Raw genomic sequence first — 19,062 nt, forward strand, 5'->3', positions numbered from 1 at the left:
GGCGTCCAACCGCAAGGCTTGACACTATTTTGCTGGGTCCGCAGCCGCGAACCCCAGTCTGGGCTTAGGGCGAGGCGTATTGATGAACGCGATGTCCCAACCTGTTGGCGCCTGTCCCGCGCTCGTGCTGAACGCGGACTACCGGCCGCTTAGCTATTTTCCCCTCAGCCTGTGGTCGTGGCAGGACACGATCAAGGCGGTCTGTCTCGGGCGGGTCAACATCCTGTCGGAATACGACCGGACGGTGCGCAGCCCCAGCTTTGAAATCCGTCTGCCCTCGGTGGTCAGCCTGAAGACCTATGTCCAGCCGGCCAAGCATCCGGCGTTCACCCGGTTCAACGTCTTCCTGCGCGACCGTTTCGCCTGCCAGTACTGCGGCGACGGCGATGATCTGACCTTCGATCATGTCGTGCCGCGCAGCCGGGGCGGGCGCACGACCTGGGACAATATCACCACCGCCTGTTCGCCCTGCAATTTGCGGAAGGGCGGGCGGATGCTGCGGGAATCGGGGCTGCATCTGCGCTCCCGCCCCTATGTTCCGACGGTGGGCCAGCTGCAGGAAAACGGACGGTCGTTCCCGCCCAATTACCTGCACGACAGCTGGAACGACTTCCTCTACTGGGACGCCGAACTGGAAGCCTGAGGCGTCCGCAGCCCCAGCTGCCGGGCCATGGCCGCGCCGAGGCTGCGGCCCGACAGGAAGGCACCCTCGATCCGCGCGCCCAGGCACCAGTCGCCGCAGGCGCCCAGCGCCCGGCGCGGGTCGAGAAGATGGGGCTGGCCCAGCGGCTGTGTCGTCATGGCATGGCGCCAGCGGTGCGCCCGCACCGACAGCGGCACCGGCCGTGGGCCACCGATGGCGGCGGCGAAGGCGGCCAGCATCCGCCCGGCGATATCCTCCGGCTCGTCCTCGACATGCGCGGCGCTCCACTGGGGCGAGGCGTGCAGCACCCAGGTTTCGGGCAGGCCGCGGGGGCGGCCGGGTTTGGAATTGTCGCGCGCGATCCAGGACAGCAGGCCCCCGGTCAGTCCGGGGTCGACGAAGGCCCCGTCGAAGGGCTGGCCCAGCGGTGCCGCGAAGGACAGCATCAGGGCCCAGCAGGGCGCGGTTTCAACCGCCGCGATGCGGCCCGACAATTCCGGCGCGAGGGCGAGCAGGGGCACCGCCTGCGGTGCCGGTGTCGCGACGACCACCCCGTCATAGGGGCCGAAATGTTCGCCATGGCGATCGGTCACGGTCAGCATGGGGCCGCGCGGCGCGATTTCCCGTACCTCGACCTCATAGACCGTGGCGCCGCTGCCCAGCGCCGAGACGAGGGCGCTCATGCGCGGCTGGCCGACAAAGCGGGTTTCCGTGTCGTCGGAGGCGACGAAGCCGCCAGGGCCGAGGGTGCCGATGAGACCGGACCAGGGCGCGACCACGCCCCGGGCGACAAGGCCGGCGACCTGTGCCTTCAGCGCGGGGTCGCGGGCGGTGAAATATTGCGCGCCATGATCCCATTGCAGCGCGTCGTCGCGCCGCGTCGCCAGGCGCCCGCCGGCGCCCCGGCCCTTGTCGAAGACGGTGACCAGCGCCCCCGCCTGCGACAGCACGGCGGCCGCGCTCTGTCCGGCGATACCGCCGCCGACGACGGCAACCAAAGGCCTTGGATTCATCATCGCCTCCTCGCCGCTCGCGCTCGGTCGTGCCGCAGTTCTTGTTGTCTCGGGGTGGCTGGGGTGATTTTACACCGCCTGCGCCCGCTTGGCGACGGCATCGTTGAGGGCGGATTCGGCCGCATGGTGCAGCAGGGCATGACGCCGGGCGAGGGCGGCGATATCGTTCATATAGCCGCCGCCGATCACCCCGGCGAGTGGCAGGCCGAGGGTTCTTGCCCGGCCGATCACCAGCGCGTCGCGGCGGGCGATGCCCTCGTCGGTCAGGGCGAGGTGGCCCAGCCGGTCCTCGCCATGAACGTCGACCCCGGCGTTGTAGAAGACGAGGTCGAAGCGGCCCGAGCCGAAGGCGGTGTCGAGCGCGGGGGCGAGGGCGGCCAGATAGGCCTCGTCCCCGGTCCCGGGGGCAAGATCGACATCGAGGCAGGAGGCTTCCTTGCGCACCGGGAAATTGGCGCCGCAATGGACCGACAGGGTGAAGACGGAGGGATCGTCCGCGAAAATCTCCGCCGTGCCGTCGCCCTGATGGACGTCGAGATCGACGATCAAGGCCCGTGCGATGGCGCCTTCCGCCTGCAGCGCGCGGATGGCGACGGCGACGTCGTTGAAGACGCAGAAACCGGCACCCGTCGCCTTGCGGGCATGATGGCTGCCGCCCGCGGTGTTGCAGGCGATGCCATGACGCAGGGCGAGCCGCGCGGCGAGCAGCGTGCCGCCATTGGCAAGCAGGGCGCGGCGGGCGACGCCGTCGTCGACGGGCAGGCCGATCCGCCGCTCGACCGCCGGGGGCACCGCCCGGGCGAGCACAGCATCGACATAAGCCGCGTCATGGACGCGAATCAGCTGCTCGCGCGTCGCGGGGGCGGGGACATGGGTATTGCCCGTGCGGGCGAGGCCGGATGCCTTCAGTTCGTCGAAAAGCGCGGCGAATTTGGCCATCGGAAAGCGGTGACCGGCGGGAAGCGCCGGGGCATAACCTTGGTGGTGGACAAGGGGCAGCGCCTTGCGCCCTTCTGTCGCCGGAACAAGAGCAGCGGAGGATCCCATGAAGCTCGTCTCCTTCCTCGATGGCCCGCGGCTCGGTTATGGCGCCGTGAAGGGCGACGGCATCGTCGACCTGTCGGCCCGGCTGGTGGCGGAAGCGCCGAAAATCCGCGACTGCATCGCGACCAGCCTCGGCAAGGCGGCGGCGACGGTCGCGCGCATCGCGCCCGATCTGGCGTTGGCTGACGTCCGCCTGCTGCCGCCGGTGCCCGTGCCCGAAAAGATCATCTGCATCGGCGTCAATTATGCCGACCATGCCAGCGAAATGGGTCGCACCGCGCCGCCTTTTCCCACCGTGTTCACCCGCTTCGCCGATACGTTGGTCGGGCCGGGTTCGGATCTCATCCTGCCGAATAATTCGGCGCAGTTCGATTACGAAGGCGAACTCGCGGTGATCATCGGCCGGCGCGCCCGCCATGTCCGGGCGGCCGATGCCATGGCCCATGTCGCTGGCTATTCCTGCTTTCAGGATGCCTCCGTGCGCGATTTCCAGCGCCACACCAGCCAGTTTGCCCCGGGCAAGAACTTCCCCGGCACCGGCGGCTTCGGCCCCTGGCTCGTCACCGCCGACGAGGTGAAGGACCCGCACGGCCTGAAACTGGTGACGAGGGTCAATGGCGTCGAGCGGCAGAACGGCTCCACCGCCGACATGATCTTCCGTATCCCCGCGCTGATCGCCTATCTCTCGTCCTTCACCACGCTCAATCCCGGCGACGTGATCGCCACGGGCACCCCGGCCGGCGTCGCCGCCGGACGAACCCCGCCGCCCTGGCTGCGCGACGGCGATCGGGTAGAAGTTGAAATCGAACAGATCGGATTGCTCGGCCACAACGTATCAGCAGAAGGATGAGGTGCCGCGTGGCGCCTCCCGGCCCGAAGCAGGAGGCGTTTAACCATGAGCAGTCTCGATCGCATGTTGCGCGTTCTGGACCTTTTCGCCGCGGAGCGGCCGCATTGGACGGTCGAGCAGGCGATGACGAGGACAGGCTTTTCGCGTTCCACCATCTATCGCTATTTCAAAAGCCTGACGGCCGCTGGCCTGGTGGCGCCGGGGCCCGACGGCGCCTATTGCCTTGGCCCCGCGGTGATCGGTCTCGACCGGCTGATCCGGCTCTATGACCCGCTGCTGGCGACGGCGCGCGGTCAGCTGACCGAACTTGCCCGCAATCTCTCGCTCGTCACCGTGGTGCAGCCCTATCGCGACCAGGTGGTGGTCACCCATGTCGAGGCGGCGCCCGGACTCGCCACGCCCCCCGATCTGGTGCGTGGCCTTTCGGCCGGCCTGTTCGACAGCGCGGCATCGCGGGTCATTCTCGCCCACGAGCCGGTGCGGCGGTTGCGGCGTGTCTATGACGTCGCGGGCCCGGCCATCGCCGAGGCCGGCCTCGGCGCCAGCTGGACCGCCTTCCGGCAGGCGCTGCGGGTCCAGCGCCGGGTCGGTTTCGCCGCCCATCGCGGGCAGGGGCCGCTCGGCGCCCTCGCGGTCGCCGTGCCGGTCTTCGGCGAGGGCGACCGGGTCATCGCCGCCATCGCCGCGCCCGCCCGCGACGCCGATGTGGCGACGGTCGGCGGGACGTTGTTCCGCGCCTCGCGCCGGATCGCCGCCCAGCTGATCGAGCGTCAGCCGCCCGAGCCGGAAGCGATCGCCAGGGCCTCGGCCGCGCTGTGGCGCCCGCCGGCATCCAGCGACAGGGCGGCGCAGCTTCTGACCGCCTGAAGCGCCAGCGCGGTATAGAGATGGGGGAACAGCTCCCCCCCGCGCGAGACTTCCCAGCGCAAGGCACCGCCAAGGGCGGCGGGATCGACGGCGACGAGCACCAGATCCCCCCGCCCGGCGAAATGCTTGTCCAGCGTGCCCTGGACCTGATGCGCGGCGGAGAAGTGGATAAAGCCGTCGGCGATATCGACCGGCGCGCCCGCGAATGTGCCGGCGGCCTGGAATTGCTCCCAGGCCGCGCGGTCCATGATCTTGTAGATGGCCTCGCTCATGCCGCCGTGGCCGGCTGCAGCAGCTCGCCAGCGAGGCCCCTGCGGATCAGCTTCGCCGAATTGGCGACGCCGAACAGCGCGATGAAGGAGCCCATGCGCGGCCCCTGCGCCTCGCCGAACAGGACTTCGTAGCAGGCCTTGAACCAGTCCCGCAGGCTGGGGAAGGCATGGCGTTTGCCGATCTCGAAAACCTCGGTCTGCAGGGCTTCCGCGCTCTGGTCCGCCGGGCCGCTCTCGAGCCAGGCAGCGAGTTCCGACAGGGCCGCCGCCTCGAGTTCGGTCGGCAGGCGGAACTTGCGGTGCGGCTTCTCGTAATCGCGGAAATAGGCGATGGCATGGCCGACCATGTCGTCCAGCACCGGCAGGCTTTCCGGCGTCGCGCCCGGGGCGTAGCGGCCGATGAAGCCCCACAGCACCGATTTGTCTTCCGACGCGACGACGCCCGCGAGGTTCAGCAGCAGGCCGAAGGTGATCGGCAGCTTCACCGCCGGCGGATTGCCCGAATGGATGTGATAGACCGGATTTTCCAGCTGCTTCGCCGGCTCCTGCGCCGGGTAGGCGGCGAGATGGTCGAAGTAGTCGTCCACCTGACGCGGAATGACGTCGAAATAGAGCCGCTTCGCCGTCTTCGGCTGGGCATACATGAACAGCGACAGGCTCTCGGGGCTGGCATAGGTCAGCCATTCCTCGATGGTCAGGCCGTTGCCCTTCGACTTCGAGATCTTCTGGCCCTTGTCGTCGAGGAAAAGCTCGTAGTTGAAGCCGTCCGGCGGCAGGCCGCCGAGCACGCGGCAGATCTTGCTCGACGTCTTCACATTGTCGATATGGTCCTTGCCGGACATTTCATAGTCGACGCCAAGGGCGGCCCAGCGCAGCGCCCAGTCGGGCTTCCACTGCGCCTTGCAGCCGCCGCCGGTCACCGGGGTCTCGAAGGTTTCCTTCGTCTCCGGGTCGGTCCAGCGGATCAGGCCCTTGGCGACGTCGCGGCCTTCGATCGGCACCTGCATGACGACACCGGTCTTCGGATGCACCGGCAGGAAGGGGGCATAGGTCTCCTGCCGCTCAGACCGCAGGGTGGGCAGCATGATCGCCATCACCTCGTCGTAGCGGGCCAGCATGTGCAGCAGCATGTCGTCCAGCTTGCCCTCGGCGTAATAGTCGCTGGCCGAGGCGAATTCGTATTCGAAGCCGAAACGGTCGAGGAACGAGCGCAGCATCGCGTTGTTGTGATGGCCGAAGCTGTCGAACTTGCCGAAGGGATCGGGCACGCGGGTCAGCGGCTTGCCGAGATTGGCACGCAGAAGCTCGGGGTTCGGCACATTGTCCGGCACCTTGCGCATCCCGTCCATGTCGTCCGAGAAGCAGAGGAGCTTCGACGGGATCTTGCCGTCGGTCAGCACGTTGAAGGCATGGCGCACCATCGTGGTGCGCGACACTTCGCCGAAGGTGCCGATATGCGGCAGGCCCGAGGGGCCATAGCCGGTCTCGAACAGGATGTAGCCCTTGTCGAGCACTTCCGGTTTTTTCTCGATCCGCGCCAGCAGTTTCCGTGCCTCCTCGAAGGGCCAGGCACGGGCATTCTGGGCAAGCGTGCGGATCTCGCTCGACATTTCGCAAAAACTCCTTTGTCGCAACGCCTTCGTTGCGGGTCTGTTCGTAAGGCGGCGCAAGGCTTTCGTCAATTGAATGGCAGCGCCGTTGTCGACATGGCAGCCGAGGCCTTAAGGTAAGGCCACGAGCGAGAATGACCGACGGCCAGAAGTTGGATGGTGCGACTGGAATGCCAATTGAAGTTCGTCATCCCGGCGCAGGCCGGGATCTTGAGACGATCGAGGCGCCTTCGTGTCGCGAGGTTCCGGCCTGCGCCGGAACGACGAACTCAAGCAACACGCAAAGGGCCTATGGTCCGGCAGAGGCGCCGCCTGAAGTCGCAGACCTGTTTCGCGATGCCATAGATGCCTTTGTTAAGGGGGCGCGTGGTTAGGGCCGAGCCGACCTGCACCACCTCGTCAGGTCAGGGCATGTCCCCCTGTGCGGTCATGAAGGGGCATCGGCGTTGAGCGGGCTTCGCCTTCGCGCCGGTCCGTCTATCATCCCGCCATGTCCGAATCGCCTTCCTCCCGTCTCGTTCCGCCGCTCAGCCTGCCTGCGCTGGCGGTCGGGGTCGGTCAGGCCGTCATCCTGCGGCCGACCGGAGAGATCGAGGAATTGTCCCTGCGCGATGGCGCGATTGCCGCCGACAGCGGCCAGCTGCTGCTGGCCCATGCGCCGCTGACGGCGCGGCGCCTCGGCGTGCGGCAGTTGCGCGGCTTCGATGTGCTCGAGCTGTTCGCCTTCGCGCGGCCGGCGCAATTCTGCCTGCCGAGCGCGGGCGGCCTCGCCCTTGTCTTCGGGCTTGCCCCGCCCGCCGATCTGATCGACGAGGCCGGCATCCTCGCGCAGGCGGCGGCGCTGCTGCTCGACGAGTTGTCGCGCGCGCCCGACGCGGCAGAGGCGGCGCGCATCGCCTTCACCATGGGGCGGGGCGGCTGGGTCTGGGCGCCGCTGGTCCTGTCCGCCCTGCGCCGGCCCGATGGCGGGGAGGGGCGGGGCACCGGCCTCGACGTCTGGAATCGCCTGCCCGAATGGGAGGAGCCGCCACCGGCGCCGCCCCCTCTCGGCCTGCCGGTCTCGGCCGCGGAAGCGCGGGAGGCGCTGGCCGCGATCAAGGGTGAGGGGGCGGAGGATCGCCCGGCCCAGGCCGATTACGCCGCCCTCGCCGCCGAAGCCTTCGGCCTTCGCGAGGTCGCGGGCGCGCCCCGGGTGGTGCTGGCGGAAGCGGGCACGGGCATCGGCAAGACCCTTGGCTATATCGCGCCCGCCATCGTCTGGGCGCGCAAGAACCGGGCGCCGGTCTGGCTGTCGACCTATACCAAGAACCTGCAGCGCCAGCTCGACCGGGAACTGTCCCGTCTTTACAAGGACCCGGCGATGAAGGCGCGCAAGGCGGTCATCCGCAAGGGCCGGGAAAATTACCTGTGCCTGCTCAATCTCGAGGAAGTGGCGGGGCCGGGCGGCGTCGCCCCCGGCGTCTCGGCCACCGCCATCGGCCTCGTCGCCCGCTGGGCGCGCTACACCCGCGACGGCGACATGGTGGGCGGCGATTTCCCGACCTGGGCCATCGAATTGCTGCAGGGCGCCCGCCTCGGCGCCCTGACCGACCGGCGCGGCGAATGCATCCATTCGGCTTGCGCCCATTTCCGCAAATGCTTCATCGAGCGCAACCGGGCGCGGGCCAAGGCGGCGGAAATCGTCGTCGCCAACCACGCCCTCGTCATGATCCAGGCGGCGCTGGCCAGCGAGGCGGCCGACTTGCCCTCGCGCTATGTCTTCGACGAGGGACATCATGTCTTCGAGGCGGCGGACGGTGCCTTTTCCGCCCAGCTGACCGGGGCGGAGGCCGCGGAAATGCGCCGCTGGGTGCGCGGCGCCGAGGCAGGGCATCGCCGTGCCGGCCGGGGCCGGGGCATCGACCGGCGGCTGGGCGATCTGATCGGCGGCGACGAATCGGCCGAGACCGCCCTCGCCGACGTTCGCCATGCCGCCGCCCAATTGCCCGGCGAAGGCTGGGCCGCCCGGATCGCCGGGGGCGAGGGCAATGGCCCGGTGGAGCGCCTGCTGTCGGAAATCCGCCGGTTCGTTACCGCGCGGGCGCAGGAGCGGCAGAGCCAGTTCGCGCTGGAAGCGCCGGTGATCGAGCCGCCGGCGGAGATGATCTCGGCCGCCCTCGACGTCGATGCCCTTTTGCGCCGGCTGGTCGAGCCGGCGGCGGCGCTGAAGGCCCGGCTGGCGACCCGCCTCGACGAGGAGGCGGCCGATCTCGACACGCCGACGCGCCTGCGGCTGGAGGCGGGCATCCGCAGCCTCGACCGCCGGGTGGTGCAGCCGGTCAATGCCTGGCGCTCCATGCTGCGCAGCCTTGGCGAGGAGACGCCGGAGCAATTCGTCGACTGGATGTCGATCGAGCGCGAGCGCGGACAGGATGTCGACGTCGGCCTGCACCGCCACTGGCTCGACCCCACGGTGCCCCTGACCGGCGCCCTGTTCGAGCGGGCGCAGGGTGTCCTCGTCACCTCCGCGACCTTGCGCGACAGCGGCCCCAGCCTCGCCGACGACTGGCAGGCGGCGGAGGCGCGCACCGGCGCCGCCCATCTGATCCTGCCGGCGAAGCGGGCCAGTTTCGCCTCGCCCTTCGATTATGCCGCCGAATCCCGGGTGCTGATCGTCAGCGACGTGCGAAGGGACGAGCCGGACGAGGTCGCCGCCGCCTACCGCAGCCTGTTCCTCGCCGCGGGCGGGGGCGCCTTGGGCCTGTTCACCGCGGTCGAGCGGCTGAAGCGGGTGCATGGCCGGATCGAGGGGCCGCTCGACGCGGCCGGGTTTCGGCTCTATGCCCAGCATGTCGATCCGATGGATGTCGGCACCCTCGTCGATCTGTTCCGGGCGGAGGAGAATGCCTGTCTGCTGGGGACCGACGCGGTGCGCGACGGCGTCGACGTGCCGGGAAGGGCGCTCCGCCTCATCGTCTTCGACCGGGTGCCCTGGCCCCGGCCCAGCCTGCTGCACCGGGCGCGGCGCGATGCCTTCGGCGGCGCGGCCTATGACGACATGCTGGTGCGCTTCCGCCTGCGTCAGGCTTTCGGCCGGCTGATCCGCCAGCAGGGCGACCGGGGTGTCTTCGTCCTTCTCGACGGCATGACGCCGAGCCGCCTTTTGCCCGCCTTTCCCGATGGCGTCCCGGTCGAGCGGGTGGGCCTTGCGCAGGCGGTGAAGCGGGTGCGCGAATTCCTCGGGCCGGAAGGCGCCTTGCCGTCCGGCGGGTGATCCTCTATTCCTGCCGGCCAGCAGCAGTGACAGGGACAAGCAAAGCCATGACCGAACGCATCAGCGCCCAAGACGCCTTGATCTGGGTGATGGTCTGCGTCGCCGCCGCCGACGGCAAGATGACCGATGCCGAACTGCACACGATCGGCGAGATCGTGAAGACCCTGCCGGCCTTCAAGGGTTACGATGTCAATCGCCTGCCCGATTCGGCCCGGGCCTGCGGCGCCATGCTTCATGCCCCCAAGGGCCTTGAAGAGGTGACGAAGATGATCGGCGCCGGCCTGCCGCCGGAAGCCCATGATACCGCCTATGCCCTGGCCTGCGAGCTGGCGGCGGTCGATTCCAAGCTGGAGATTTACGAGGCCCGCCTGCTGCAGATCGTGCGCGGCGGCCTGAAGGTCGACCGGCTGACCGCCGTCGCCATCGAACGGGCAGTGCAGGCGCGCTACCGCCGCATCTGACCGGCGGGCAGGGGCGGCATCGTCGCCGCCCCGCCGCCTTCGCCTCAGCGGTTGGGCTGGGGCGTTACGCGCAGATAGGGCTTCAGCGCCTTGTAGCCCTTGGGGAATTTCTCGGCGATCAGGGCCGGGTCCTGCAGCGAGGGGACGATGATGACATCGTCGCCATCCGTCCAGTTCACTGGCGTTGCCACCGAATAACCGTCGGTCAGTTGCAGCGAATCGATGACCCGCAGGATTTCGTCGAAATTCCGCCCGGTCGAGGCCGGATAGGTCAGCGACAGCCGCAGTTTCTTCTTCGGGTCGATGATGAAGACCGAGCGCACCGTCAGCGTGTCGTTCGCGTTCGGGTGGATCATGTCGTAAAGGTCGGAGACCTTGCGATCCGTGTCCGCGAGGATCGGATAGTTGACCGCCGTCCCTTGCGTCTCGGCGATGTCGCCGACCCAGTTCCGGTGGCTGTCCACGGAATCGACCGACAGGGCGAGAACCTTCACGTTCCGCTTGTCGAATTCGGGCTTCAGCTTCGCCGTATAGCCGAGTTCGGTGGTGCAGACCGGGGTGAAATCCTTCGGGTGAGAGAACAGGATGCCCCAGCTCGATCCCAGCCAGTCGTGGAAGTGGATCGGGCCTTCGGTCGAGTCCTGCGTGAAATCGGGCACGATATCGCCGAGCCTGAGCGTCATCTGACGGTCTCCTAAAGCCGATAGGGTGGCGCCGATGCGGCCACCGCCTCCATATCCGATCAAATCCACAAGAAAATATCAATAATGAAATTTAACAACATAATATATGTGTGTTATTTGGGCGATCCGCCGCGCTATCCACGCACCGCCTGCCCCGGCTATGCTAGGGCCGGATGCGCATCGCGATACGCGCCGCCACGACCCGACCGTTTCCTGCTGCCGGATCACCGATGAAGACGATCATTCTCCTGCGTCACGCCAAATCGAGCTGGGGCGATGCCTCGGTCGAGGATTTCGACCGCAGCCTCAATCAGCGGGGTGAAAGGGCGGCTTCGCTGGTCGGCCAGTTCCTGCGTCACGAAGGGCTGCACCCCGATGTCATCCTGTGCTCCGCCGCGCGGCGGACGCGGGAAACCCTGGTGCGGATCGAAGGCGCCATGGGGGGCGACGTGCCGGCCCTGATCGAGAAGGACCTCTATCTGGCCTCGGCGACCAGTCTGCTGGAACGGCTGCGCCGCCTGTCGGACGAGGCGGCTTGCGTGCTCGTCATCGGTCACAACCCGGGGCTCGAGGATCTCGCCGCCACGCTGATCGAGCCGCTTGGCTCGCCGCTCGAGGAAAAACTGGCGATGAAATACCCGACGGCGGGCCTTGCCGTGATCTCCGTCGATATCGGCCGCTGGCACGACCTGAAAAAGCGCGGCGGCAAACTCGACCTGTTCGTCATTCCGAAGGATCTTGTGTGATGAGTTCCGAAACCGAGCTCAAACTTGGTGTCGCGCCCGAGGATTTGCCGAAACTGCGCCGCCTCGCCTTGCTCAGCCGGGGCAGCCTGGAGCCGGCGGCGACGAAACACCTGAAGACCGTCTATTTCGACACGGCCGACCGGCAGATGGCGGCGGCCAAGATCACGCTTCGTGTGCGCGAGGACGGAAGGCGTCTCATCCACGGCGTGAAGGTCCCGCACAAGAGCCTGGCCGGCCTTGCCACCCGGCGGGAATGGGAAGTCGAAAGTCGCAGCCCGGTGCCCGATTTCTCGGCCTTTCCGCCGGGCACGGTCGAGACCGTGCTCGACACCGGCGCGCTGACCCCCGACCGGCTGGAAGCCACTTTCGAGACCGATTTCCGCCGCTCGGTCCGGCGCCTCGCCCTTGGCACCGGCGGTGAGGTCGAGGTGGCGATCGACGAAGGCGCGATCCGCGCCGCCGGCAGGGGCGAAGTGCCCATCTCTGAACTCGAGTTCGAGCTGAAGGCGGGCGAGGCGGCCGATCTCTTCACCTTTGCGCTTGCCGTCGCGGAACAGGTGCCGTTGCGCGTTCTCGTCGCCTCCAAGGCGGAACGCGGGGCGCGCCTTGCCGCGGGCACGCTGGCGGCGCCGGCCAAGGCGCCCCGTCTCGACCTCGACGCGGGCGAGACCACGGGCGAGGCCTTCGGCCGCATCGTCACCGAATGCACCGGACACTGGCTGGCCAATGTCGAGGCCGTGCTTGACGGCAGCAACCCGGAAGGCCCGCATCAGATGCGCGTCGCCCTGCGCCGCCTGCGCTCCGCCTTCAAGCTGTTCCGGAAAGTGCTGGGACCGGAGCCGTCACGCGCCCTCTCGGACGAGGTGAAATGGCTCGCCGGCAGCCTTGGCCCCGCGCGGGACTGGGATGTCTTCATCGGCGACGTGGCGGGGCCAGTGTTCGAGGCCCTTGGCCCCGATGCCCGGTTCGACCGCGTGTTGCTGCAGGCCGAGGCCGAACGCCGCCTCGGCTATGGTATCGCCTGGCGTGCCCTCGCGGACGAGCGGCACACGAGGCTCGCGCTTTCGCTCGGCCGCTTCGTCGCCGCCGCCGAATGGCGCGAGGGGGGCGATGCCAAGCGTCTCGACCAGAGCGTGACAGTCTTCGCCGCCGAGGCGCTGGACCGCCACTTCAAGCAGGTGCGGCGCAGCGGCCGACGCATCATGGAGCTGGAGGCCGAAGCCCTGCACGCGCTGCGCATCGAGATCAAGCGCCTGCGCTATGCCCTCGAATTCTTCGCCGCCCTGTTCGATCCGCGCGAGGTGCGCCGCTTCCTCGACGGGCTGTCGGGGCTGCAGGATTTCCTCGGCAACCTTAACGATCTCACGGTCGCGCAGCGGCTGATCACCACCCTCGGCAAATCCGACGCCGGCCGGGCCTATGCCGAAGGCGTGCTTACCGGTTTCTACGGCGCCTCGCTGGAGCGCAAGCGCAAGAGCCTGCGCAGCCAATGGGCCGAGGTGCTGGTGCAGGAACGCTTCTGGCGCGACTGAGGAAGATTGGGCGCCCTCACGCCGCCCGGGGCGGGCGGCGTTGGGGATTCATCCAGGCTTCGAGCCTTGCCCAGGCGCGGGTCAGGATGAAGGTCACCATCAGATAGATCGCGGCCGCGTAGAGATAGATCTCGAAGGAAAAGCTGCGGGCGTAGATCAGCTTGGTCTGGCCCATCAGGTCGAGGATGGTCACCACCATGGCGATGGCGCTGCCCTTGATCATCAGGATGATCTCGTTGCCATAGGCGGGCAGGGCGATGCGATAGGCGCCGGGCAGGATGACCCGGCGCAGCATCAGCCAGCGGCTCATGCCCAGCGCCCGTGCCGCCTCGATCTCGCCGGGCGGGATCGCCTCGATGCCGCCGCGCAGGATTTCGCCGGTATAGGCCGCGGTGTTCAGGCTGAAGGCGATCAGCGTGCACCAATAGGCTTCGCGGAAGATCGGCCACAGGCCCGCGGATTCGAAGAAGGGCCGGAACTGGCCCGAGCCGTAGTAAATCAGGAAGATCTGCGCGAGCAGCGGCGTGCCCCGGAAGAAGAAGATGTAGGACACCGCAAGAGCGCGGATGGGTCCGATGCGCGATAACCGCGCAAGGGCGACCGGGATCGCCAGCAAGCCGCCGATGGCCAGCGAAATGCCGACCATCTCGAGCGTGGTGCCAAGGCCGGCCAACAGGCGCCAGCCGTATTTGCCCAGCAATTCGACCTGTCCGTCGAAAGCGGTGGCGATCCAGCCCGCGACCGATTGCAGGAACAGGACGAGTCCGTCGAAGAAGGAGGGATCGGCGACCGGCACGGCGTCGAGGGGCACGCTATCGGGAGGCAGGGTGTTGGTCGGGTCCATCGCGTCCTCCCCCCTCAGATCCGGCGCACGCCGCGCGAGGCCCAGCGCTCGATGCGGGTGGTGGCGATCATGGAAACCCCGGTGATGGCGAGATAGACGAGACAGGCCATGCCGTAGAAGAAGAAGGGCTGCTTGGTCACGCCGACGGCGATCGAGGTCTTGCGCATCAATTCGTCGAGCGCGATGACCGAGACGAGGGACGTATCCTTGATCATGATCAGCCACAGGTTGCCGAGCCCGGGCAGGGCATAGCGCCAGACCTGCGGCAGCAGGATGCGCCGGATGGTCAGCCGGCGCGACATGCCGATGGCCCGCGCCGCCTCGAGCTGGCCCTTGGGCACGGCCAGGATGGCGCCGCGCAGGACTTCGGTCGAAAAGGCGCCGAAGACGAGGCTGAGCGCGACGACGCCCGCGGTGAAGCCGTCGATCTCGACCGTGGTCGAGACGCAGATGCGCGCCGTGTCCTCGCCAAGACCGATCAGCGCCAGCTTGTCGGCGAGACCGGCGCCGTCGCACACCATGGGCAGGAAACCGGTCGACAGCAGGCCCTGCAGGCCGAACAGCAGCCCGTAATAGATCAGCATCAGGGTCAACAGCTCGGGCAGGCCGCGGATCAGGGTCGTATAGGCATTGCCGATGAAGTTCAGCGCCCTGGACGGCGCCAGCTTGGCCCCCGCGCCGAGCAGGCCGATGCTCAGCCCGATCGAGAGCGAGACCACGGCGAGCTTCAGCGTCAGCTGCAAGCCGACCCACAGATCGTCGCCCCAGCCACCTTTGCCGAAACTGATCAGGTCGATATAGAAGGTCGCGCCCGGCGCGACGTCGGCGATCACGTCGTAGATGACCGTGCCGATCCAGCCGAAGACGGCGCCCAGAATGTCGACGGCGAAACCCAGCACTTGCCCCACGGGCCAGAACAGGAGGCCGAGCAGCCACCACAGCGCCCCGGCCAGCAGGACGATGCCGTGAACGAGGGCGATGACGGCGGCAAGAAGCCAGCCGACGATGTCGCCGAAACCGGCGGAAAGCGGGGCGGCCGCGACCGGGTCCATGGCCTGCGTCCTAGAGATGCTTGGCCAGGAACTGGCGGCAGCGTTCCGACGCCGGGCTGGTGAAGACCTGCGACGGCGGTCCTTCCTCCTCCACCTTGCCCTGGTGCAGGAACATCACCCGGCTGGAGACATCGCGGGCGAAAGCCATCTCGTGGGTGACCACCAGCATGGTGCGGCCCTCGTCGGCGAGGCTGCGCATCACGGCCAGAACCTCCCCGACCAGCTCCGGATCGAGGGCGGAGGTCGGCTCGTCGAACAGCATGACGGCCGGGTTCATGGCCAGCGCCCGGGCGATCGCCACCCGCTGCTGCTGACCGCCCGACAGATGGGCAGGGTAATAATGGCGCCGCTCGGCGAGGCCGACCCGCTGCAGCAGCGCCTCGGCCTCCGCCGTCGCCTCGGCCCGCGACTTGCCGAGAACATGGATCGGCGCCTCGATCACATTCTGCAAAACGGTCATGTGCGACCACAGGTTGAAGCTCTGGAACACCATGCCCAGCTTGGAACGGATGCGGTCGACCTGCCGGTTGTCCGCCGGCACGCTGTTGCCGGTCTTGTCGCGCTTCATGCGAATCAATTCGCCTTCCACGCGGATGTCGCCGGAATCCGGTGTCTCCAGGAGATTGATGCAGCGCAGGAATGTGCTCTTGCCCGAGCCGGAGGCCCCGATGAGCGATATGACGTCACCCTTGACGGCAGAGAGCGAGATGCCCTTCAGCACTTCGAGATTGCCGAAGCGTTTGTGGACCTTGTCCACCGTCAGCGTCGCACCGTCCATGAACCCCGCCCGAAAAGCCTGCCATCTTCGGCAAGGCTAGACGCTTCGCGGCCATGCGCAAGGGCCAAAGCCCGGAAAGCGCCGGATTCGCGGGCAACGAGGCGAAGACTGGTGAAAAATCAGGCGATGTCGAAGGATTCGCCGGCCCCACCCTCGGTCGAGACCTTGGACAGGGCGTTCATCATGACGGCGCGCAATTCGCTGATCGAATTGGGATTTTCGATAATGCCGATGACGCGGCGGCGCGATGCGCGGGAGGCCATGTTCTGACCCTGATCGGTCAACATGATGACGGGCGCGCGCGACCCCAGGCGTACCGCGCCGTCAATGACGACGGACGATGACCAGCCCTTCAGTTCCGCGTCGACGACGATCAGCTCGGGCCAGGTGCTCATGATGTGGCGCAGGCCCGAATAGCCGTCGTGGGCGACGGTAACGGCGAAACCCCAGGACGACAGATGCTCGCGCAGCTGCTTGCTGCGGTCGATGTCGCTGTCGACCAGCAATACCTGCGGCCCCTGGTGAGAACTGCCCGTCAATGCGTGTGCCATGTCGCCGCGCTTTCCATCGCCACCGGTGCGCCCGGCAGTCACCCTGATTTGCCACCCTCCGACCTGAACAATGCGGTTCCGGTCGGCCCCAAGGCGCTCTTCTGCTTTGCAACTTTGAAGAACGGGCGGTCAGGGTCAAGGACCAAAGGCGCCAATTTCCCCCCGATTTCGGGAGCGTGGGCGATCGGTTCAATTTGGGTCTTTATCCGGCGTTGTCCGCCAATTAGGGGGTAAACGAAGTCGGTTCGGTTGATGATGGCGTGTATTACGGGGTCATGGAGTTGCGGTCCAGGGCTTCCGGAAGACCCGGCTCTTCAAGGGCGATCAATAAATCCAAAGTCTTGCGGCGATTTGCGTAGTGAATCCCGCAAAGGATTGAAGATAGGGGCTAAGTCACCATGAACACGATAACTTCCAAAAAGGCAGTTCTTTTCGCCACAACGGCGATGGCGGTACTGGTGGCTGCCGGCTTCGGCGCGGCACAGGACGCCATTCCCGTGTCGGGGGATCAGTTCGGTTACGGCAGCCGGGCGGTGGCGGAAACCAGCTTCAACGTCGATCTGTTCGGCGGCGGCGACGAGAACGGCGGCATCTATGGTGGCGCGCCCACCATCACCATCCCCGTCGGTGACAAGCTTGGCCTGCAGGTCGATGGCATCGTCGGTTCCGCGGCCGACGAAAGCTTTTTCGCCGGTGGCGCGGCCCAGCTGTTCTATCGCGATCCCCAGCAGTTCCTGGTCGGCGTCGCGGGTGGCGGCTATTTCGTCGACAGCGTTCAGCAGTTCGCGGTGGCCGCGATTGCCGAATATTATCTGGACAACGTCACGCTCGAAGGCCTGGTCGGCTATCAGACCGGCGACGTGACCGACGGCGCCTATGGCCGGGCCGGGCTTTCGATCTATGCCAACCCCAATCTGCGCATCGGCGGCGGCGTCAGCTATTCGGAAGAGAACAAGCTGGGCGGCGACGTCCAGGTCGAGGCGCTGCTCACCGACATTCCCGGCCTCGCGCTGTTCGCGACCGGTGTCTTCGACGAGCGGGGCTCGATGGGCGTCGGCGGTGTCCGCTTCTATCTGAACAGCGGCACCGGCCTGATGACCAGCGACCGTACCAAGCAGGCGGAAAGCCCGACCCTGATCGGGATGCACCGCAATCTCGGCCGGCCGAATTTCTTCGTCAACGGCGGCGCCGGTTTCGGCCTGCGCCAGATCAGCCTGGTCGCCGGGGCCCTGAACGGCGGCCAGCCGTTCGGTGACATCCACGATCCCGACACCCCGGTCGATCCCGTGGCGGCCTGCGGCGACGGCGCGATCTGCGCGGTCCAGGATGTTCTCGGCAATCTGACCGACAATACGGTTCTCCAGCCCCTGACCGACCTGGTCGACACGCTGCTGAACCCGAACGACGGCGCGCTGTCGGCGCTGACCGGCGCCCTCGACGATCTGACCAGCTCGTCCTCGGGTCCGCTCGGCGCGGTCACCGACCTGGTCAACGCCCTGGTCGGCACCCAGGACTCGGCGCTGGAGCCGCTGATTTCCTCGCTCAATCAGGTGCTGGCCGGCCTGACCGGCGGCGTGCCCAATGCCGACATCGCCTCGGGCCTGCTCGGTGGCCTGACGGGCGGCCTGACTGGCGCTTCGACCGGCACGACCTCGGGCGGGCTGATCGACGTGGTGCAGGGCACGGTCGACAATCTGCTGGGCGGCACGCCGCTGTCCGCCGTCGGCGACCTCGTGACCACGCTGGTCGATCCGCAGACCGGCGCGCTTGCGCCGCTGACCGGCCAGCTGAACGACCTGACGTCGGTCGCGGGCGGCCCGCTCGCCCCGGTGACCCAGCTGGTCGACGGTCTGGTCGGCGCGCAGAACGGCGCCCTCGATCCGGCGCTCGACGCGGTCAATCACTTGCTGGCCGGCGGGACTGGCAGCCTCGGTGACGGCACGGCGGCGCTGTCCGACGTTCCGGTCGTCGGCGGCATCCTGAACGGCCTTGTCTCCGGCCTCGGCACCTCGGTGACGCAGCCGGCCGGCGCGGGCGGCGGCCTGATCGACGTGGTGCAGGGCACGGTCGGCAATCTGCTGGGCGGCACGCCCTTGCAGCCGGTCGCCGGCCTCGTCGACATGCTGGTCGATCCGCAGACCGGCGCCCTGGCGCCGCTGACCGGCCAGTTGAACGACGTGACCTCGGTCGCGGGCGGCGGTCCGCTCGCGCCCCTCACCCAGGTGGTCGACAGTCTGGTCGGGGCGCAGAATGGCGCGCTTGACCCCGTGCTCGACACTGTGAACGACCTCCTGTCGGGTGACCTCGGCGGTCTCGGCGGGGCGGGCGGCCTCGGCAGCCTCGGCGGCGGCACGGCGGCGCTGTCGGATATCCCGGTGCTCGGCGATGTGCTGGGCGGCCTCCTCGGCGGCCTCGGCTCGTCGGTCGGCGGCTCGACCGGCGCCACCGGTGGCCTGATCGACGTCGTTCAGGGCACGGTCAACAACCTGCTGGTCGGCACGCCGCTCGAAGCCGTTGCCGGTGTCGTCGACACGCTGGTCGATCCGCAGACCGGGGCGCTTTCGCCGCTGACCGGCCAGCTGAACGGCCTGACGTCGGTCGCCGGCGGGCCTCTGGCTCCGGTGACCCAGCTGGTCGACGGTCTGGTCGGGGCGCAGAACGGCGCGCTCGATCCGGTGCTCGATACGGTGAACGGCCTGCTGTCCGGTGGCCTCGGTGGCCTGGGCGGTCTCGGTGGTCTCGGTGGCCTGGGGGGCGGGACCGCCGCTCTGACCGACATCCCCGTGGTGGGCGGTCTGCTGAGTGGCCTGCTGGGCGGCCTGCAGGCCTGACCGGAACAGGAAATGTCATGGGCCGCGGCCGG

Annotated in this window: 17 protein-coding genes; 8 read left to right on the plus strand and 9 right to left on the minus strand. The window is 67.9% G+C overall.

Translation table 11 applies throughout. From position 1 onward, the window contains the following. Positions 1–91 precede the first annotated feature (91 nt). Positions 92–643, plus strand: coding sequence for an HNH endonuclease (locus DKG74_RS14015; protein WP_109906947.1), 552 nt, complete (start codon positions 92–94; stop codon positions 641–643). Here the strand turns inward: DKG74_RS14015 and DKG74_RS14020 are convergent. Both DKG74_RS14020 and DKG74_RS14025 read right to left on the minus strand, forming a co-directional pair. Beyond that, on the minus strand, positions 616–1,659 hold the full coding sequence (locus tag DKG74_RS14020) for an NAD(P)/FAD-dependent oxidoreductase (RefSeq protein ID WP_109906798.1): 1,044 nt from the start codon (positions 1,657–1,659) through the stop codon (positions 616–618). The two genes, DKG74_RS14015 and DKG74_RS14020, sit on opposite strands and share 28 nt — an antisense overlap. A 66-nt stretch (positions 1,660–1,725) precedes the next feature. Further along, on the minus strand, positions 1,726–2,703 hold the full coding sequence (locus tag DKG74_RS14025) for a histone deacetylase family protein (RefSeq protein WP_109906799.1): 978 nt from the start codon (positions 2,701–2,703) through the stop codon (positions 1,726–1,728). Between DKG74_RS14025 and DKG74_RS14030 the strand changes: the two genes are divergently transcribed. Then, a complete protein-coding gene (locus DKG74_RS14030; RefSeq protein WP_109906800.1) occupies positions 2,702–3,550 on the plus strand; it encodes a fumarylacetoacetate hydrolase family protein in 849 nt (282 codons plus the stop codon). The genes DKG74_RS14025 and DKG74_RS14030 overlap by 2 nt on opposite strands. A gap of 45 nt (positions 3,551–3,595) precedes the next feature. Continuing rightward, complete coding sequence (locus DKG74_RS14035) at positions 3,596–4,417, plus strand: IclR family transcriptional regulator (protein WP_109906801.1); 822 nt, start codon at positions 3,596–3,598, stop codon at positions 4,415–4,417. On the opposite strand, the gene DKG74_RS14040 is transcribed toward DKG74_RS14035, so the two are convergent. Together DKG74_RS14040 and DKG74_RS14045 are read right to left on the minus strand one after the other, a co-directional pair. Next, entirely contained in the window at positions 4,321–4,689 is a 369-nt protein-coding gene (locus tag DKG74_RS14040; protein ID WP_109906802.1) for a DUF952 domain-containing protein, read from the minus strand. The two genes, DKG74_RS14035 and DKG74_RS14040, sit on opposite strands and share 97 nt — an antisense overlap. Then, positions 4,686–6,299, minus strand: a complete 1,614-nt coding sequence (locus tag DKG74_RS14045) for a lysine--tRNA ligase (RefSeq protein ID WP_109906803.1) — start codon at positions 6,297–6,299, stop codon at positions 4,686–4,688. The genes DKG74_RS14040 and DKG74_RS14045 overlap by 4 nt, the downstream gene beginning before the upstream one ends. A 490-nt stretch (positions 6,300–6,789) precedes the next feature. On the opposite strand from DKG74_RS14045, the gene DKG74_RS14050 reads away from it, so the two are divergent. Both DKG74_RS14050 and DKG74_RS14055 read left to right on the plus strand, forming a co-directional pair. Next, the gene (locus DKG74_RS14050; protein ID WP_109906804.1) at positions 6,790–9,552 is read left to right on the plus strand and encodes an ATP-dependent DNA helicase; all 2,763 of its coding nucleotides are present in this window, start codon (positions 6,790–6,792) and stop codon (positions 9,550–9,552) included. A gap of 47 nt (positions 9,553–9,599) precedes the next feature. Next, positions 9,600–10,013 carry a tellurite resistance TerB family protein gene (locus DKG74_RS14055; RefSeq protein WP_109906805.1) on the plus strand — a complete coding sequence of 138 codons (414 nt, stop codon included), beginning with the start codon at positions 9,600–9,602 and terminating at the stop codon, positions 10,011–10,013. 44 nt (positions 10,014–10,057) lie between these two features. On the opposite strand, the gene DKG74_RS14060 is transcribed toward DKG74_RS14055, so the two are convergent. Further along, positions 10,058–10,696 (minus strand): peroxiredoxin, encoded by a 639-nt coding sequence (locus DKG74_RS14060; protein ID WP_109906806.1) that lies wholly within the window; start codon positions 10,694–10,696, stop codon positions 10,058–10,060. A 230-nt stretch (positions 10,697–10,926) separates the two neighbouring features. Here DKG74_RS14060 and DKG74_RS14065 point away from each other — a divergent pair, with 230 nt between their 5' ends. Both DKG74_RS14065 and DKG74_RS14070 read left to right on the plus strand, forming a co-directional pair. Beyond that, complete coding sequence (locus DKG74_RS14065) at positions 10,927–11,442, plus strand: SixA phosphatase family protein (protein WP_165837684.1); 516 nt, start codon at positions 10,927–10,929, stop codon at positions 11,440–11,442. Next, positions 11,442–12,974, plus strand: coding sequence for a CYTH and CHAD domain-containing protein (locus tag DKG74_RS14070; protein ID WP_109906808.1), 1,533 nt, complete (start codon positions 11,442–11,444; stop codon positions 12,972–12,974). The genes DKG74_RS14065 and DKG74_RS14070 overlap by 1 nt, the downstream gene beginning before the upstream one ends. Before the next feature lie 16 nt (positions 12,975–12,990). Here DKG74_RS14070 and DKG74_RS14075 read toward each other — a convergent pair whose 3' ends face one another. The 4 genes from DKG74_RS14075 to DKG74_RS14090 all read right to left on the minus strand — a co-directional run bounded on the left by DKG74_RS14075 (position 12,991) and on the right by DKG74_RS14090 (position 16,199). Beyond that, a complete protein-coding gene (locus DKG74_RS14075) occupies positions 12,991–13,818 on the minus strand; it encodes an ABC transporter permease (protein WP_109906809.1) in 828 nt (275 codons plus the stop codon). Positions 13,819–13,832: 14 nt separating this feature from the next. Then, complete coding sequence (locus DKG74_RS14080) at positions 13,833–14,870, minus strand: ABC transporter permease (RefSeq protein ID WP_109906810.1); 1,038 nt, start codon at positions 14,868–14,870, stop codon at positions 13,833–13,835. 10 nt (positions 14,871–14,880) lie between these two features. Beyond that, positions 14,881–15,648: an ABC transporter ATP-binding protein gene (locus DKG74_RS14085; RefSeq protein WP_109906811.1), complete on the minus strand. Its 768-nt coding sequence runs from the start codon at positions 15,646–15,648 to the stop codon at positions 14,881–14,883. Positions 15,649–15,767: 119 nt separating this feature from the next. Next, positions 15,768–16,199: a response regulator gene (locus DKG74_RS14090; protein ID WP_109906812.1), complete on the minus strand. Its 432-nt coding sequence runs from the start codon at positions 16,197–16,199 to the stop codon at positions 15,768–15,770. Between the two features lie 398 nt (positions 16,200–16,597). On the opposite strand from DKG74_RS14090, the gene DKG74_RS14095 reads away from it, so the two are divergent. Further along, positions 16,598–19,030, plus strand: coding sequence for an autotransporter outer membrane beta-barrel domain-containing protein (locus DKG74_RS14095; RefSeq protein ID WP_165837685.1), 2,433 nt, complete (start codon positions 16,598–16,600; stop codon positions 19,028–19,030). The last annotated feature ends 32 nt before the right edge of the window (positions 19,031–19,062 follow it).

The sequence above is a fragment of the Zavarzinia aquatilis genome (genome assembly GCF_003173035.1).
GTDB classification, from domain to species: domain Bacteria; phylum Pseudomonadota; class Alphaproteobacteria; order Zavarziniales; family Zavarziniaceae; genus Zavarzinia; species Zavarzinia aquatilis.